Source organism: Streptomyces sp. NPDC014006, from assembly GCF_043088925.1.
In the GTDB taxonomy this organism is placed as follows: domain Bacteria; phylum Actinomycetota; class Actinomycetes; order Streptomycetales; family Streptomycetaceae; genus Streptomyces.
This window is the reverse complement of the sequence record NZ_JBICAJ010000005.1, coordinates 418266-433091: the sequence shown is the minus strand read 5'-3', so window position 1 is coordinate 433091 and position 14826 is coordinate 418266. Positions and strand designations below refer to the sequence as shown.

Below are 14826 nucleotides of genomic sequence, written 5' to 3'. Positions count from 1 at the left end.
CCTCCCTCGGAGCGGGTGTGCTTAGACCTTCGCGCGCGGCCGGGGCGACCGCAACGTGTACGCATCTGCTCAGGTCGAGTGCTCCGCCAAGCGGTCGAGAAACGCCGCCTGGGCGCGGACGATCACCTCACGCGCCGTGCCCAGGGTGAACCACGCCACCCGGTCCAGCTCCGGGAACTCCCGCATCCTCCCGGAGCGTGGCGGCCACTCCATGACGAACGTGCCGGGGGTGATGCCGGCCGGATCGAGGTCCGCCTCGACCGCCCACACCGTGACCACCTTGCCGCCGGTCTGCCGCACCTCGCCGAGCGGTACGGCCTCCCCGTCCGGTGGAGCGATGCCCAGCTCCTCCCGGAACTCGCGGCGCGCGGCGTCCCAGGCGGGCTCGTCGGGGTCGTACTCGCCCTTGACGACGGTCCACGCGCCGGCGTCCTTCTTCGCGAAGTACGGGCCGCCCATGTGACCGAGGAGCACTTCGAGGCCGTCCGGCGTGCGGCGGAACAGCAGCAGTCCGGCGCTGTGCTTCGCCGTCACGGGCGCACCTCCGGGTGGGCGGCGAGCAGGATGTCGACGGTGTCGGCGTCCTCGGGGCGCTTGTCCTCGCGGTAGCGCAGGACGCGGGCGAAGCGCAGCGTGACGCCGGCCGGGTAGCGGGTGGAGCGCTGCAGGCCGTCGTAGGCGATCTCGACGACGAGTTCGGGGCGCACGGTCACGCCCCAGCCCTTGTGCTCGACGGCCAGCTCCTGAAGCCGCTCGGTCTGCCAGGCGAGCATCGCGTCGGTCATGCCCTTGAAGGTCTTGCCGAGCATGGCGTAGCCGCCGTCGGTGGTGCGGGCGCCCAGGTGCAGGTTGGACAGCTTGCCGGTGCGGCGGCCGTGGCCCCACTCGGCGGCCAGGACGACCAGGTCCAGGGTGTGCACGGGCTTGACCTTCAGCCAGGCGGCGCCGCGCCGGCCCGCGCTGTAGGGAGCGTCGAGGGCCTTGACGACGACGCCCTCGTGGCCGCGTTCCAGGGTCTCGGAGAGGAAGCGTTCCGCCTCCGGCACGTCGTCCGGCCCCTGCGTCACGGTGCGCCGCACCCGCATCGGCTCCGGCACCAGCCGGGCCAGCTCCGCGTGCCGTTCGGTGAACGGCAGGTCGAGCAGGTCGCGGCCGTCGACCGCCAGTACGTCGAAGAAGACGGGGGAGACGGGGACCTCGCGGGCGGCCGTCGCCACGTCCACCCGGGAGCCGACGCGCCCGGCGATCTCCTGGAAGGAGCGCGGACGGCCGTCCGCGTCGAAGGCGATGACCTCCCCGTCGAGCACGAACCGTTCGCCGCGCAGCTCCCGGGCCGCCCGCGACAGCTCCGGCAGCCGGTCGGTGATGTCGTCGAGGGTGCGCGTGTACAGCCGTACGTCGTCGCCGTCGCGGTGCACCTGCACCCGGATGCCGTCCAGTTTCTCCTCGACCGCGCAGGCGCCCAGCTTGCCGACCGCCTCGGCGACCGAGGACGCGGTGTGCGCGAGCATCGGCAGCACCGGGCGGCCGACGGTCAGCCGGAACCGCTCCAGTGCGACCGGGCCTTCGGCCAGCAGCGCCTCGGCGACGGTCTGCAGCGAACCGGCCAGCATGACGGCCCGCCGCACGTCCGCCGGCGGGGCGCCGGTGGCCTCCGCCAGCCCCTCCACGGCGAGCGCGTCGAGGGCACCCTGGCGGACCTCACCGGTCAGCAGCCCGACGAGGAACCGCTGCTCGGCCTCGGTGGCCGCGCCCATCAGCTCCCCGACCAGCCGGGCCCGCTCGGCCTGCGACCCGGGCCCCGACACGGTGCCCAGCTCGGTGAGCCGGGCGTCCACCTCGCGGACGGTCAGACGGGGCTCGACGGCCGGTTCGACGGCCCGGCCCAGCACTTTCCAGCCGATCCCGAGCCGACCCTGCGGCAACCGCCCGGCGAGGTAGGGAATGACGATCGGGACGTCCTCCGCCTCCGCGTCCCGGAACAGCCCGGCCAGCAGGGCCGTCTTGCGGGACCGCGCGGAGGTGGCGGCGACCTCCTGGGACACACGGGCGAGCCGGTGCAACAGCATGCAGTCATGGTGCACCGGGGGAGGCCGGGCTACACCTGCACGGCGGGCGTCGGCTTCAGCGGCTGCGCTCGGCGCCGGGCGCCAGGCTCAGTGTCGTACCACCAGGCCGGGCCGGCGCCCCGCTCAGCGTCGTACCGCCACACCCCACCGGCGCCCCCCTCAGCGTCGTACCGCCGCGTCCAGGTCGGTGAAGAGCAGTTCGCCGTTGATCGCCGCGCCCGCGCGGTAGCCGCGGCTGGCCGCGTTGATGACCTGTTCGGCGAAGCCGGAGGCGTTGCCGGCCGCCCACAGGCCGGGGACGGTCGTCAGGCCGCGTTCGTCGATCACCGGGTAGGAGCCGAACGGCGTCTCGCGCAGCTCGGCGCCGAGCCGCCGGAGGAGATCGGTGCGCGGCACCGCGCGGGGGGCGGCGAAGACCACCTCGCGCGCGTGCACCGAGCCGTCGTCGAGTCGTACACCGGTCAGCCGGTCGTCCTCGATCACCAGGCCCGCGACCTCACCCGGCACCACCGCCACCCCGGCCGCCGCCAGCCGGCGCAGGTCGTCGCCGGACAGTTCCTCCTCGGCCACCCGGTGCAGGAAGAACGTCACGTCCTTGGACCACTGGGTGACCATCAGCGCCTGGTGCCCGCTGAGCGCACTCGTGGCCAGCACGCCGAACGCCTGGTCGCGCACCTCCCAGCCGTGGCAGTACGGGCAGTGCAGCACGTCCCGCCCCCAGCGCTCGGCGACGCCGGGAACGTCCGGCAGCTCGTCCTTCAGCCCCGTGGCCATCACCAGGTGCCGGGCGCGCACGCTGCGGCCACCGGCCATCCGTACGGCGAAGCCGCCGTCCTCACGCGTCGCGTCCACCGCCCGGTCACGGACCAGCTCCACGCCGTACCGGGCGATCTCCTCACGGCCTACGGCCAGGAACTCGGCGGGCGGCATCCCGTCCCGGGACAGGAAGCCCTGCATGTGTGCGGCGGGTGCGTTGCGCGGCTCGCCCGCGTCGACGACGAGCGTGCGGCGCCGGGCCCGGCCCAGCACCAGCGCGGCGGACAGTCCGGGAGCGCCGCCCCCGACGACGACCACTTCGTACGTCTCGGTCATGGTGACCACCTCCGCCCCCGACAGTGACCCGGAGGGTCCGGAAACGACAAACGTCTTTGCCGGTTCGGCAAGACACAATGGGGGCATGACGACGGACGAGGTACTCGCGGGCGTCGGCCCGAGACTGCGACGGATCCGCAAGGAGCGGGAGGTGACGCTGGCGGCTCTCTCCGAGGCGACCGGCATCTCCGTCTCCACGCTGTCCCGGCTGGAGTCCGGCCTGCGCAGACCCAGCCTGGAGCTGCTGCTGCCGATCGCGCAGGCGCACCAGGTCCCGCTGGACGAACTGGTCGGCGCGCCCCCGGTCGGCGACCCCCGGGTGCGGGCGAAACCGATCACCCGTGGTGGCCGCACCCTGTACCCGCTGAGCCGGCAGCCGGGCGGGCTCCAGGCCTACAAGATGATCGAGCCGCAGCGCGCCGAACGGCCCGATCCGCGCACGCACGAGGGCTACGAGTGGCTGTTCGTGCTCTCCGGGAAGCTGCGCCTGGTGCTGGGTGAGCACGACGTCGTGCTCACGCCGGGGGAGGCCGCCGAGTTCGACACCCGCGTGCCGCACTGGTTCGGCTCGACGGGGGAGGGGCCGGTGGAGTTCCTCAGCCTCTTCGGCCCGCAGGGCGAGCGGATGCACGTACGGGCGAGGCCGAAGCGGGGGTGACGCACGAGACTGTTCCCTGATGGCAAGCGACCGCTTAGTATGCGGGTGACCGATCGGACGACGCAGTCTTGTGGAGGCTCCGCATGCAGGCATGGCAGGTGCACGAGAACGGTGAGCCGAGCGAGGTGATGCGCCTCGAGGACGTCGAGCGTCCCACGCCCGGCGACGGCCAGGTCCTGCTCAGGGTGCGCGCCGCGAACATCAACTTCCCCGACGCCCTGCTGTGCCGGGGCCAGTACCAGATCCGTCCGCCGCTGCCGTTCACGCCGGGTGTGGAGATCTGCGGCGAGACCGAGGACGGCCGCCGCGTGATCGCCAACCCGGCCCTGCCGTACGGCGGTTTCGCCGAGTACGCCGTCGCGGAGGCCGCCGCCCTGCTGCCCGCGCCCGACGCCCTGGACGACGCGGAGGCGGCCGCCCTGCACATCGGCTACCAGACCGGCTGGTTCGGCCTGCACCGCCGGGCCGCGCTCCAGGCCGGCGAGACCCTGCTCGTCCACGCCGCCGCCGGAGGGGTCGGCAGCGCGGCCGTGCAGCTCGGCAAAGCCGCCGGCGCCACCGTCATCGGTGTCGTGGGCGGCGCCGAGAAGGCCGCCGTCGCCCGGGAACTGGGCTGTGACGTGGTGGTCGACCGGCGCGCCGAGGACGTCGTCGCCGCGGTCAAGGAGGCCACCGGCGGTCGCGGCGCCGACGTGATCTACGACCCGGTCGGCGGGGAGGCGTACACCCAGTCCACCAAGGTGGTCGCCTTCGAGGGCCGGATCGTCGTCGTCGGCTTCGCGAGCGGCACCATCCCGAGCCCCGGCCTCAACCACGCCCTGGTGAAGAACTACTCGATCCTCGGCCTGCACTGGGGTCTGTACAACACCAAGAACCCCAAGCTCGTGCAGCAGTGCCACGAGCAGCTCACCGAGCTGGCCGCCCGGGGCGCGATCAAGCCGCTGGTGAGCGAGCGGGTGCCGCTGGACGAAGCCGCGGCCGGCGTGCAGAAGGTGGCGGACGGCCTGAGCACCGGCCGGATCGCCGTGGTGATGGAGGGAGCAGCATGACCGACGCCGAGGAACTGCGCCGCCGGACCCGGGAGTTCCTGGCCGCGCACCCGCCCGCCACGACCGACCGCCTCGACTTCCTGCGGGCCCGCTTCGACGCCGGTCTCGCCTGGGTCCATTACCCCGAGGGTCTCGGCGGTCTCGGCGCCCCCCGCTCCCTCCAGGGTGTCGTGGACGCCGAACTGGCCGCCGCGGGCGCCCCCGACAACGAGCCGCGCCGCAACGGCATCGGCCTGGGCATGGCCGCGCCGACGATCCTCAAGTACGGCACCGAGGAGCAGAAGCAGCGCTTCCTGAGGCCCCTGTGGACCGGGGAGGAGGTCTGGTGCCAGCTGTTCAGCGAGCCCGGCGCCGGCTCCGACCTGGCCGCGCTCGGCACCCGTGCCGTCCGCGAGGGCGACACGTGGGTCGTCAACGGGCAGAAGGTGTGGACGTCCGGCGCGCACAACGCCCGCTGGGCCATCCTCATCGCCCGCACCGACCCGACCGTGCCCAAGCACGCCGGCATCACCTACTTCGCCTGCGACATGACCGACCCCGGCGTCGACGTCCGGCCGCTGCGCCAGATCACCGGTGAGGCCGAGTTCAACGAGGTCTTCCTCACCGACGTCCGCATCCCCGACACCCACCGCCTCGGCGAGGTCGGCGACGGCTGGCGGGTCGCGCAGACCACGCTCAACAACGAGCGCGTGGCCATCGGCGGCATGGCCCTGCCCCGCGAGGGCGGCATGATCGGCAAGGTCGCGAAGACCTGGCGCGAACGCCCTGGCCTGCGCACGCACGACCTGCACCAGCGGCTGCTGAAGCTGTGGGTCGAGGCCGAGGTCTCCCGGCTCACCGCGGAACGCCTGCGTCAGCAGCTCGTCGCCGGCCAGCCCGGCCCCGAGGGCGCCGGCATGAAGCTCGCCTTCGCCCGCCTCAACCAGGAGATCAGCGGTCTGGAAGTGGAACTGCGCGGCGAGGAGGGCCTGTTGTACGACGACTGGACCCTGCGCCGTCCCGAGCTGGTCGACTTCACCGGCCGGGACGCCGGCTACCGCTATCTGCGCTCCAAGGGCAACAGCATCGAGGGCGGGACCAGTGAGGTCCTGCTCAACATCGTCGCCGAGCGCGTCCTCGGGCTGCCCTCCGAGCCGCGCACCGACAAGGACGTCGCCTGGAAGGACCTGGCCCGATGACGGATCTGCTCTACTCCGAGGAGGAAGAGGCGCTGCGGGCCGCGGTCCGGGACCTGCTCACCGACCACTGCGCCCCGGCCGACGTGATCACCCGCGTGGAGAGCGACACCCCGCACGACCGCGCCCTGTGGAAGTCCCTCGCCGAGTCGATGGGCCTGGCCGGACTGCTGGTGCCCGAGGAGCAGGGCGGTCAGGGCGCCTCGCACCGCGAGGTGGCCGTCGTCCTGGAGGAGCTGGGTCGCGCGGTCGCGCCGGTGCCGTATCTGACCAGTGCCGTCGTCGCCACCGAGGCGCTGCTGGCCTGCGGCGACGCCGAGCTGCTCGCCGCCCTGGCCTCCGGCCGCACGATCGGCGCCCTCGCCGTCGGCCTGCATCTCGCGCCGGGCGCGGTCTTCCCCGCCGTACGCGTGGAAGACGGCCTGCTTCACGGTGAGTTGACGGGCATCGCCGATGCCTCGGCCGCCGACGTCCTGCTCGTGCCGGGCGAGGACGGCGGACTGTACGCCGTGGACGCGGACGCCGCCACGGTCACCGCCCAGGTGTCGCTTGACCTGACCCGCCCGGTGGCGAGGGTACGGCTGGACGGCGCTCCCGGCCGCCGGCTCGGCGACGCCGGACCCGCCGTACGCCGGGCCCTGCGTGCCGCGGCCGGACTGCTCGCCTCCGAGCAACTGGGCGTCGCCGACTGGACGCTGACCGAGACCGTGCGCTACCTGAAGGAGCGCAAGCAGTTCAACCGGCCCGTCGGCGGCTTCCAGGCGCTCAAGCACCGGCTCGCCCAGCTGTGGCTGGAGGTCGTCAACCTCCGGGCGGCCGCCCGCGGCGCCGCCGACGCCCTCGCGACGGGTACGGACACCGACGTGGCGGTCGCCGTCGCCCAGGCCTACGCCGCGCCCGTCGCCGTGCACGCCGCCGAGGAGGCGCTGCAACTCCACGGCGGTATCGGGATGACCTGGGAGCACCCGATCCACCTGTACCTCAAGCGGGCCAAGGCCGATGCGATCGCCTACGGCACGGCCGGGGCGCACCGCGAGGCGCTGGCCGCTCTGGTGGACCTCCAGGCGCCCTGACGCGCCCGCCTTGCGTGGAGCCCGTCCCCTCACCGGGGGCGGGCTTTCGCCTGTCCGGCCACGAGAAGTGAACAACGCGCCAACTCCCCGCTCACCCACGTACCTTGCAGCGTGAGGGCACGCATACTCTCCCCGGTCCCATCCGACCTCATGGGAGGCAGAGCATGGCCCTCACCACCCGCCGCAGAGCCCTCACCACTCTCGGCGCCGCCCTCGCCGGCACCCTCGCGCTGCCCGCGACGCAGGCGTCTGCCGGTGAACAGCGCCGCGGCCCGCGCCCGTTGTGGCACGCGCACGCCCACAACGACTACGAGCACCCGCGCCCCCTCCTGGACGCGCTCGACCACCGCTTCGGCAGCGTCGAGGCCGACATCTTCCTCGTCGGCGACCAGCTCCTCGTCGCCCATGACCCGGGCGACCTCGCCCCGTCCCGCACTCTGGAGTCCCTCTACCTCGCCCCGCTCGCCGCCCGCGTCCGCGCCCAGGGCGGCTCGGTCTACCGCGGTTACCGCAAGCCGCTGCAACTGCTCATCGACATCAAGACCGAGGGCTCCTCCACCTACCGGGAACTCGACCGCCACCTCAGCCGCTACCGGCACCTGTTCACCACCCACGCCCACGGCCGCGTCCACCCGGGCCCGGTCACCGCGGTCGTCTCCGGCGACCGGGCGGCGCGCATCCCGATGGAGGCACAGGCCGTCCGGCACGCCTTTTACGACGGCCGGCTCACCGACTTCGGCGGCTCAGCAACCGCCTCCCTCATCCCGCTGATCAGCGACAACTGGACGCTGAACTTCACCTGGCAGGGGACCGGCGCCTTCCCCGACACCGAGCGGGCCAAGCTGCGGGGCATCGTCGCGCAGGCGCACGCGCGCGGGCAGCAGGTGCGGTTCTGGGCCACCACCGACACACCCGGCCCCGCCCGCGACGGCCTGTGGACGGAACTGCTCGCCGCCGGCGTCGATTACCTCAACACCGACGACCTCGCCGGAGCGGAAACTTTCCTGGATACCCACCGCACTCGGTGACACCACCCGTTCGGGGGACACGTCAGCCACCCGGGTCAACCCTCGCCTACGCCACACTTGCGGCGGAACGCCGTGAAACGGACGGGCGTGCAAGGGCGTGGCGTCGCGTCATGCGGCGTCGTGGCGGAGGAGGCCGACGATGGCGATTTCCATCTCAGTGGTGCTGCTGCTCCTGCTCCTGGCGGTGATCTTCATCCGCAACGGCGGACTGAAGATCACCCACGCACTGGTCTGCCTGCTGCTGGGTTTCTACCTCGCCAGCACCAGCATGGCGCCGACCATCCAGAGCGGGCTCACGGCCACCGCCGACATCGTCGGCAGCCTCCGGCCGTGAGCCCACCGGCCCTCACCGGCCGACGAACACACCGATGCCGTTCGGGACGGGCCGCTCGGCGCCACCAGTGGGATGGTTGCGCACGGACACGGCCGTCTCTCCCGGCGCCCGGGCCACCAGCGTGGTGGAGCCGCCGCCGTCCAGGCTGAACCCCTCACGCGCGCCCAGCCCGCGTAGCGCCTCGGCCACCTCCGCGACGGTCAGCCCCGTGCGGTACTCGGCGGCACCGTCCAGGGCGAACAGCAGCACCCGCCGACCGCCGCCGGCAAGCCCCACGGCGGTGCGCACGGCGGCCGTGGTGTCGTCCAGCCCGGGCAGCGGCTGCCCGCCGGTGAGCAGCGGATAGCCACCGAGCGCGAAGTGGTACGGCACCCCGCTCCCGGCGGCGACCAGCCGGTGCGTCACGCTCACCTTCTCGCCCTCGGTCAGCTTCCGCAGCCACTGCGCACCGGCCTCCCGGCCCACCAGCACGGTCGTCCCGCGTGCGATGGGTCCGGTGCCCGGCGTGTCGGACACGGCGACCACCCGCCCCTGGCGGAGGGTCACCTCAAAGGTGTCGGTGCTGCACGGTGCGGCCCGCTCGGTGTCCGTACCGCAGGTAGCCCGCTTGCGCGAGGCGCTGCCCCACTCGGCGGTGAAAGCGCCGACGGAACCGACCGGCAGGGCGTACTGGTTCAGCCCGCCGAGAGGCAGCGTGCCGTCCGGGGTGCGGACCGAACCGCGCAGGCTCAACCGCCCCATCCGGGCCCGCCCGTCGGTCCCCGTACCGATGACCTCCTCGGTGGTGGTGCCGGGTGGCAGCGCAGGCCCGAACCGCTGTCCGCCCGGCACAGCCGCCTTGAGCACGTGACCGGCCGCGATCGCCGGGCCCACGCTCGCCCCGGTCGCGTTCGCGTCCGGGTGCTGCGTCTCGGTGATGTTGAAGAAGTCACCGTTGACGCCCGCGACGGCGCCCTCGGCGTCGGCCAGTTGTGAGACGGGCGCCCGCGCGGCCACCGCGCCCGGGTACAGCAGCCCGAGGCGCACCTTCGCGTTGCGCAGGTCCACGCTCAGTACATGGGCGTGCGTGACTCCCTGGGCTCCCTTGATGTCCAGCTCCTCGTACACCACTCCCGGCGCGACCGGTGTTCCCCGCTCGGCGGCACCGGCCGGCGCCGCGCCCGCCAGGGCTGCTCCGGTCAGCGTGCCGAGTGCCGCCAGGAGCGTCAGGACGGATCTGCCCCGCGCGGGGCTCTTCCGACGTGTCGCCACAAGTCCCCCTGATGTCACGTCAACTGTCCCAGGATTCCGGGGCAGCGCCCCAGACGGCACCGCCCCGCGTGGCAGGCACGGAGCCCGAGTGCAGTGCATGCCTCCGTGACCTCAGGCGAAGTTGACCAGCCGGATGTAGCGCACCCAGTCCCAGTCCGGTCCCGGGTCCGTGTGGTCCGTACCCGGCACCTGGTAGTGGCCGAGGATGTGCGTGCGGTCCTTCGGGATGCCGTAGCGGTCGCAGATCGCCGCCGTGAGTCTCGCCGACTGCTCGTACAGGGCGTTGGTGAAGTAGGCCGGCTGGTCCACCCACCCCTCGTGCTCGATGCCGATGCTGCGCGTGTTGTAGTCCCAGTTCCCCGCGTGCCAGGCGATGTCCTTCTCGCGGACGCACTGGGCCACATGCCCGTCGGAGGAGCGCACGACGTAGTGCGCGGACACCTTCTTCTGGGGGTTCTGGAAGATGGACAGGGTCGTGGCGTACGTCTCCTGGGTGACGTGGATGATCACGTAATCCAGGGGATAGGCGGACGGCCGGCTGGAGGCCGTGTAGTTGGAGCTGCTCGCCGGCTGCCACTCGGCGGGCGGATAGTCGACGGCCTGCGCCTGGGCGCCGGCCCGCGCAGGCGGGAACAGGGCGGAGGAGGCGGCGGCGAGAGCGGCGCCGGTGAGGAGCCGTCGTCTGCTGGGAAGCGGTCGTGGCCGTTCCATGGGCGGATGCCTTTCGACGCGTGGGAGGGTGCCCGGCCGCCGTACGGCAGACCGGGGGCGGCACTGGGGATCCTGGGTCGCTCATCGGGTCACGCTCCGTCATGCGCACGGCGGGGAAAGCGGGTTCGCCGCGAGAAGCGGGCGACGACCGGGTTTCACGGTACGGCCGTCCGAGGGCGCGCAGAAGAGGACGGCGCCGGGTCGGTGGACAGCACACGCAATGTGGACAACGCGCTCACCCGTTCGGGCGAACTCACCTCAGTTCGATGAGCGTTGGGGGTGCCGGTTCCCCGCGCGTCAGGCCCGCTCCGCCACCTGCGCCGGGTCGTCCAGTACCGCCCGCACCACCGAGTGCGCGGCACCGAGCAGCGGTCCCTGCGGCCCCAGCCGGGACACCGAGACCGGGCAGGCACGTCCGGCCGTGCGCCCGTCCAGTTCCTCACGGAGCGCCGGCAGCAGCCACGGCGCGAGACCGGCCAGCGCGCCGCCCAGCACGACGGCTTCGGGATCGAGCAGGTTGACCGCACCCGTCAGGGCGATGCCGAGCGCCACCCCGGCCTCCCGCAGGGCCCGCCGCACCGCCTCGTCGCCGCCCGCCGCCCGCTCGGCGAGCAGCCCCACCCGGTCCTCGCCCGGCTCCACACCGGCCGCCCGCAGGACCGCCTCCTCACCGGCGTACTGCTCCAGGCACCCGTGGCCGCCGCAACCGCAGGCCGGACCGTCCGGGTGGACCGGCACATGCCCCAGCTCGCCCGCGAAACCGCGCGTCCCGCGCAGCAGCCGCCCGTCCACGACCACCGCCGCGCCGATGCCGATCTCGGCCGAGACGTGCAGGAAGTCCCGCGGAGTGCCCTCGCCGAGCCACAGCTCGGCCAGGCCGCCGAAGTTGGCCTCGTTGTCCACGACCAGCGGGACGCCGCTCGGGGCCAGCGCGCCGAGGTCGGCATCGCGCCAGTCCAGGTTCGGGGCGCGGACGACCGTGCGCCCGTCCGGGGCGACGAGTCCGGGCACTGCCACGGCGAGTCCGGCGGGCCACAGACCCTCACCTTCGGCCTCGGCGACGACCCGCCGGACGAGGCCGGCCAGCTCGGCGAGGACGGGCTCGGGGGTGCGGCCCCGGTTCGTGCCGTGCCGCTCGGCCCGGGCCCGCACCTGGCCGCGCAGGTCCACCGCGCAGACCGCCAGATGGTCGACGCCGACCTCCGCGCCGATCCCGGCGGGACCGCGATCGCTGACGGCGAGCGCCGATCCCGGCCGGCCCACCCGCCCGGGCCGTTCGGGGCCCAGCTCCTGCAGCAGCCCGGTGCGTATCAGCTCGTCGACGAGGGTGGACACCGCCGCGCGCGTCAGGCCGATGCGGGAGGCGACCGCGGCCCGGGAGAGCGGACCCTGCGCGCTGACCGTGTGCATCACCCGGGCCAGATTGCGGCGGCGCATGCCCTGCTGGGTGTCGGGCAGCGCGCGCCCCGGGGACGCCGGGTGGGTCTCGTGCAGGGGTGCGCTCATGCCGGAAGCCGGTCCTCGGTCGATGTCGTCAGTGGGCCTCCCGCCCGAGCAGCGGGGACGCGTCGGAGAGTACCCCGGAGATCCTGCTCAGCGTCTCCTCGTCCCGCTCCACGGGTTCCAGCACGGGTCCGCGCGCGGTGTCCCAGCGCCGTGCGACCGCGGCCGGGTCCTCCCCGGTGAGCAGCCCGGCCGCCTGGGCCGCCGCGCCGAGCGCGACCAGTTCCCTGGCCTCGGGCACCTGCACCGGGCGCCCCGACAGCCGTCGTACCGTCTGCTGCCAGGCCGTGCCGCGGGCGCCGCCGCCGATCAGCAGCAGGGGAGCCGCCGGGTCGGCGTCCTCGTCCAGCACCCTCTCCAGCGCGCCGAGCAGGGCGTGCACGGCCCCGTCGTAGGCGGCCTGCAGCAGCTGGCCGGCGGTGGTGTCGTGGCGCAGGCCCAGTAGCAGGCCGGAGGCGTCCGGGAGGTTCGGTGTGCGCTCGCCGTCCAGGTAGGGCAGCAGGGTCACGTCGGCGGCGGGCTCGACGGCCTCGCGGTCCAGGCCCAGCAGGGCGGCGACGCGGTCGACGGCGAGCGTGCAGTTCAAGGTGCAGGCCAGCGGGAGCCAGTCGCCGCGGGCGTCGGCGAAGCCCGCCACGGTGCCGGTCGGGTCGGTGGGGCGGTGCCGGGACACCGCGTACACCGTGCCGGAGGTGCCGAGGCTCATCACCGGCGTTCCGGGACGCAGGCCGAGGCCCAGGGCTGCGGCCGCGTTGTCGCCGGTGCCCGCCGCGACGAGGGTGCCCTTGGAGAACGGCAGATCGTGGTGTTCGCGGACCGTGCCGGCGATCTCTCCCGGGCGCACCACGCGGGGCAGCAGCGCCGGGTCCAGGCCCACGCGCGCGAGGATCTCCTCGTCGTACGCCTCGCCGGCCGACGCCCACCAGCCGGTCCCGGAGACGTCGCCGCGGTCGGTGGTGCCCTGGCCGGTGAGCCGCTCGGTCAGATAATCGTGCGGCAGACGCACCGCCCTGGTCGCGCGCACCGCCTCCGGCTCGTGTTCGGCGAGCCAGGCCCACTTCGTCACCGTGAACGACGCGGTGGGCACGCTCCCGGTGCGCTCGGCCCAGAACTGCCGCCCACCCAGCTCCTCGGTGAGCCGGCGCGCCTGCGACGCCGAGCGCACGTCGTTCCACAGCAGGGCCGGGCGAACCGGCTCGCCGTGCTCGTCCAGGGTGACCAGGCCGTGCTGCTGCCCGCCGATCGAGACCGCGGCCGCCTCGTGCGCGGGCTCGCCGCACTGGCGCAGCGCCTCGCACAGCGCGTCCCACCACTGCCGCGGATCGCTCTCGCGGCCGGTGCCGGAGGAGACCGTGTGCGGTGCCTGGCCGCTCGCGACGACCCGGCCGGTGGAGGCGTCGACGACCAGCGCCTTGGTGGACTGCGTGGACGTGTCCACGCCGATGACGAGCGGACCCTCGGCTGCTGACATCGTGCTCTCCCTCTCGATGCGGCTCGGGACGGCGTGCCCCTTGTCTTTTCCCCCTGGTGCGTGCGCATACTAATTTGTAAAGCGCCATGACGAAATAGTCGCGAGCAAGAGCAAGGAGCCGTGGCATGAGCTACCAGCCCACCCCCGAGGACAGGTTCACGTTCGGTCTGTGGACCGTCGGCTGGCAGGGCAGGGACCCCTTCGGGGACGCCACCCGCGCCGCCCTGGACCCGGTCGAGACGGTGCAGCGCCTTGCCGAGCTGGGCGCCCACGGGGTGACCTTCCACGACGACGACCTGATCCCCTTCGGCTCCACCGACACCGAGCGGGAGTCGGTCGTCAAGCGCTTCCGGCAGGCGCTGGACGCCACCGGCATGAAGGTGCCGATGGCGACCACGAACCTGTTCACCCACCCGGTGTTCAAGGACGGCGCCTTCACCGCCAACGACCGCGACGTGCGTCGCTACGCGCTGCGCAAGACCATCCGCAACATCGACCTCGCCGTCGAGCTGGGCGCCCAGGTCTACGTCGCCTGGGGCGGCCGCGAAGGTGCCGAGTCCGGCGCGGCCAAGGACGTGCGGGTGGCGCTGGACCGGATGAAGGAGGCGTTCGACCTCCTGGGCGAGTACGTCACCGAGCAGGGCTACGACCTGCGCTTCGCCATCGAGCCCAAGCCCAACGAGCCGCGCGGCGACATCCTGCTGCCCACCGTCGGCCATGCCCTCGCGTTCATCGAGCGCCTGGAGCGCCCCGAGCTGTACGGCGTGAACCCCGAGGTCGGCCACGAGCAGATGGCCGGGCTGAACTTCCCGCACGGCATCGCGCAGGCCCTGTGGGCGGGCAAGCTGTTCCACATCGACCTCAACGGCCAGTCCGGCATCAAGTACGACCAGGACCTGCGCTTCGGCGCCGGCGATCTGCGTGCCGCGTTCTGGCTGGTCGACTTGTTGGAGAGCGCCGGTTACGCCGGTCCCCGGCACTTCGACTTCAAGCCGCCGCGCACCGAGGACCTCGACGGAGTCTGGGCCTCCGCCGCGGGCTGCATGCGCAACTACCTCATCCTCAAGGAGCGCGCCGCCGCCTTCCGCGCCGACCCCGAGGTGCAGCAGGCCCTGCGCGACGCCCGCCTGGACCAGCTGGCCCAGCCCACCGCCTCCGACGGCCTTCAGGCCCTGCTCGCCGACCGCGCGGCCTTCGAGGACTTCGACGTCGAGGCGGCGGCCGCCCGCGGCATGGCCTTCGAGCACCTCGACCAGCTCGCCATGGACCACCTGCTGGGGGCACGCGGCTGACCGCCGGACAGGGCGTGGGGGGGGGGGCCCCCCGGGGGGGCCCCCCCCCCCCCCCCCCCCCACCGGGGGGGGGGGGGGCCCGATAACACCGGGGGGGGCCCCCCCCCCGCCCCCCCCCCC

14 protein-coding genes are annotated in these 14826 nt (G+C 73.6%); 7 read left to right on the top strand and 7 right to left on the bottom strand.

What is annotated here, in order from left to right; all coding sequences use genetic code 11:
- Nucleotides 1-69 precede the first annotated feature (69 nt).
- The 3 genes from ACF1GV_RS20190 to ACF1GV_RS20180 form a co-directional block, all read right to left on the bottom strand.
- Nucleotides 70-534 (bottom strand): NUDIX domain-containing protein, encoded by a 465-nt coding sequence (locus ACF1GV_RS20190; RefSeq protein ID WP_391682585.1) that lies wholly within the window; start codon nt 532-534, stop codon nt 70-72.
- Nucleotides 531-2069 carry an ATP-dependent DNA ligase gene (locus ACF1GV_RS20185; protein WP_391682582.1) on the bottom strand — a complete coding sequence of 513 codons (1539 nt, stop codon included), beginning with the start codon at nt 2067-2069 and terminating at the stop codon, nt 531-533. The genes ACF1GV_RS20190 and ACF1GV_RS20185 overlap by 4 nt, the downstream gene beginning before the upstream one ends.
- Nucleotides 2070-2228: 159 nt before the next feature.
- Nucleotides 2229-3161 carry an NAD(P)/FAD-dependent oxidoreductase gene (locus tag ACF1GV_RS20180; protein WP_391682579.1) on the bottom strand — a complete coding sequence of 311 codons (933 nt, stop codon included), beginning with the start codon at nt 3159-3161 and terminating at the stop codon, nt 2229-2231.
- Nucleotides 3162-3246: 85 nt separating this feature from the next.
- On the opposite strand from ACF1GV_RS20180, the gene ACF1GV_RS20175 reads away from it, so the two are divergent.
- The 6 genes from ACF1GV_RS20175 (at nt 3247) to ACF1GV_RS20150 (ending at nt 8478) form a co-directional block, all read left to right on the top strand.
- A complete protein-coding gene (locus ACF1GV_RS20175; RefSeq protein ID WP_391682577.1) occupies nt 3247-3819 on the top strand; it encodes a helix-turn-helix domain-containing protein in 573 nt (190 codons plus the stop codon).
- Between the two features lie 83 nt (nt 3820-3902).
- Nucleotides 3903-4868: an NADPH:quinone oxidoreductase family protein gene (locus tag ACF1GV_RS20170; RefSeq protein ID WP_391682575.1), complete on the top strand. Its 966-nt coding sequence runs from the start codon at nt 3903-3905 to the stop codon at nt 4866-4868.
- On the top strand, nt 4865-6046 hold the full coding sequence (locus ACF1GV_RS20165; protein WP_391682573.1) for an acyl-CoA dehydrogenase family protein: 1182 nt from the start codon (nt 4865-4867) through the stop codon (nt 6044-6046). Before ACF1GV_RS20170 ends, ACF1GV_RS20165 begins: the two co-directional genes overlap by 4 nt.
- Nucleotides 6043-7116 carry an acyl-CoA dehydrogenase family protein gene (locus ACF1GV_RS20160; RefSeq protein WP_391682571.1) on the top strand — a complete coding sequence of 358 codons (1074 nt, stop codon included), beginning with the start codon at nt 6043-6045 and terminating at the stop codon, nt 7114-7116. Before ACF1GV_RS20165 ends, ACF1GV_RS20160 begins: the two co-directional genes overlap by 4 nt.
- A 164-nt stretch (nt 7117-7280) precedes the next feature.
- Complete coding sequence (locus ACF1GV_RS20155) at nt 7281-8144, top strand: phosphatidylinositol-specific phospholipase C/glycerophosphodiester phosphodiesterase family protein (protein ID WP_391682569.1); 864 nt, start codon at nt 7281-7283, stop codon at nt 8142-8144.
- A 139-nt stretch (nt 8145-8283) separates the two neighbouring features.
- Nucleotides 8284-8478 (top strand): hypothetical protein, encoded by a 195-nt coding sequence (locus ACF1GV_RS20150; RefSeq protein ID WP_363265555.1) that lies wholly within the window; start codon nt 8284-8286, stop codon nt 8476-8478.
- Between the two features lie 12 nt (nt 8479-8490).
- Here ACF1GV_RS20150 and ACF1GV_RS20145 read toward each other — a convergent pair whose 3' ends face one another.
- The 4 genes from ACF1GV_RS20145 to xylB all read right to left on the bottom strand — a co-directional run bounded on the left by ACF1GV_RS20145 (nt 8491) and on the right by xylB (nt 13414).
- On the bottom strand, nt 8491-9729 hold the full coding sequence (locus ACF1GV_RS20145; protein ID WP_391682567.1) for a phosphodiester glycosidase family protein: 1239 nt from the start codon (nt 9727-9729) through the stop codon (nt 8491-8493).
- A 111-nt stretch (nt 9730-9840) separates the two neighbouring features.
- A complete protein-coding gene (locus ACF1GV_RS20140) occupies nt 9841-10440 on the bottom strand; it encodes an N-acetylmuramoyl-L-alanine amidase (RefSeq protein ID WP_391682564.1) in 600 nt (199 codons plus the stop codon).
- Between the two features lie 297 nt (nt 10441-10737).
- A complete protein-coding gene (locus ACF1GV_RS20135; protein ID WP_391682561.1) occupies nt 10738-11946 on the bottom strand; it encodes an ROK family protein in 1209 nt (402 codons plus the stop codon).
- Between the two features lie 28 nt (nt 11947-11974).
- Nucleotides 11975-13414, bottom strand: a complete 1440-nt coding sequence (gene xylB, locus ACF1GV_RS20130; protein ID WP_391682558.1) for a xylulokinase — start codon at nt 13412-13414, stop codon at nt 11975-11977.
- 125 nt (nt 13415-13539) lie between these two features.
- On the opposite strand from xylB, the gene xylA reads away from it, so the two are divergent.
- Nucleotides 13540-14706 (top strand): xylose isomerase, encoded by a 1167-nt coding sequence (gene xylA / locus ACF1GV_RS20125; RefSeq protein ID WP_391682556.1) that lies wholly within the window; start codon nt 13540-13542, stop codon nt 14704-14706.
- Nucleotides 14707-14826 lie beyond the last annotated feature (120 nt).

Coding starts and splice junctions, on each gene's coding strand:
- ACF1GV_RS20140 (WP_391682564.1), bottom strand. CDS start 10,440: ATGGAACGGCCACGACCGCTTCCCAGCAGACGACGGCTCCTCACCGGC.
- ACF1GV_RS20185 (WP_391682582.1), bottom strand. CDS start 2,069: ATGCTGTTGCACCGGCTCGCCCGTGTGTCCCAGGAGGTCGCCGCCACC.
- ACF1GV_RS20160 (WP_391682571.1), top strand. CDS start 6,043: ATGACGGATCTGCTCTACTCCGAGGAGGAAGAGGCGCTGCGGGCCGCG.
- ACF1GV_RS20155 (WP_391682569.1), top strand. CDS start 7,281: ATGGCCCTCACCACCCGCCGCAGAGCCCTCACCACTCTCGGCGCCGCC.
- ACF1GV_RS20175 (WP_391682577.1), top strand. CDS start 3,247: ATGACGACGGACGAGGTACTCGCGGGCGTCGGCCCGAGACTGCGACGG.
- ACF1GV_RS20135 (WP_391682561.1), bottom strand. CDS start 11,946: ATGAGCGCACCCCTGCACGAGACCCACCCGGCGTCCCCGGGGCGCGCG.
- xylA (WP_391682556.1), top strand. CDS start 13,540: ATGAGCTACCAGCCCACCCCCGAGGACAGGTTCACGTTCGGTCTGTGG.
- ACF1GV_RS20180 (WP_391682579.1), bottom strand. CDS start 3,161: ATGACCGAGACGTACGAAGTGGTCGTCGTCGGGGGCGGCGCTCCCGGA.
- ACF1GV_RS20150 (WP_363265555.1), top strand. CDS start 8,284: ATGGCGATTTCCATCTCAGTGGTGCTGCTGCTCCTGCTCCTGGCGGTG.
- ACF1GV_RS20165 (WP_391682573.1), top strand. CDS start 4,865: ATGACCGACGCCGAGGAACTGCGCCGCCGGACCCGGGAGTTCCTGGCC.
- xylB (WP_391682558.1), bottom strand. CDS start 13,414: ATGTCAGCAGCCGAGGGTCCGCTCGTCATCGGCGTGGACACGTCCACG.
- ACF1GV_RS20170 (WP_391682575.1), top strand. CDS start 3,903: ATGCAGGCATGGCAGGTGCACGAGAACGGTGAGCCGAGCGAGGTGATG.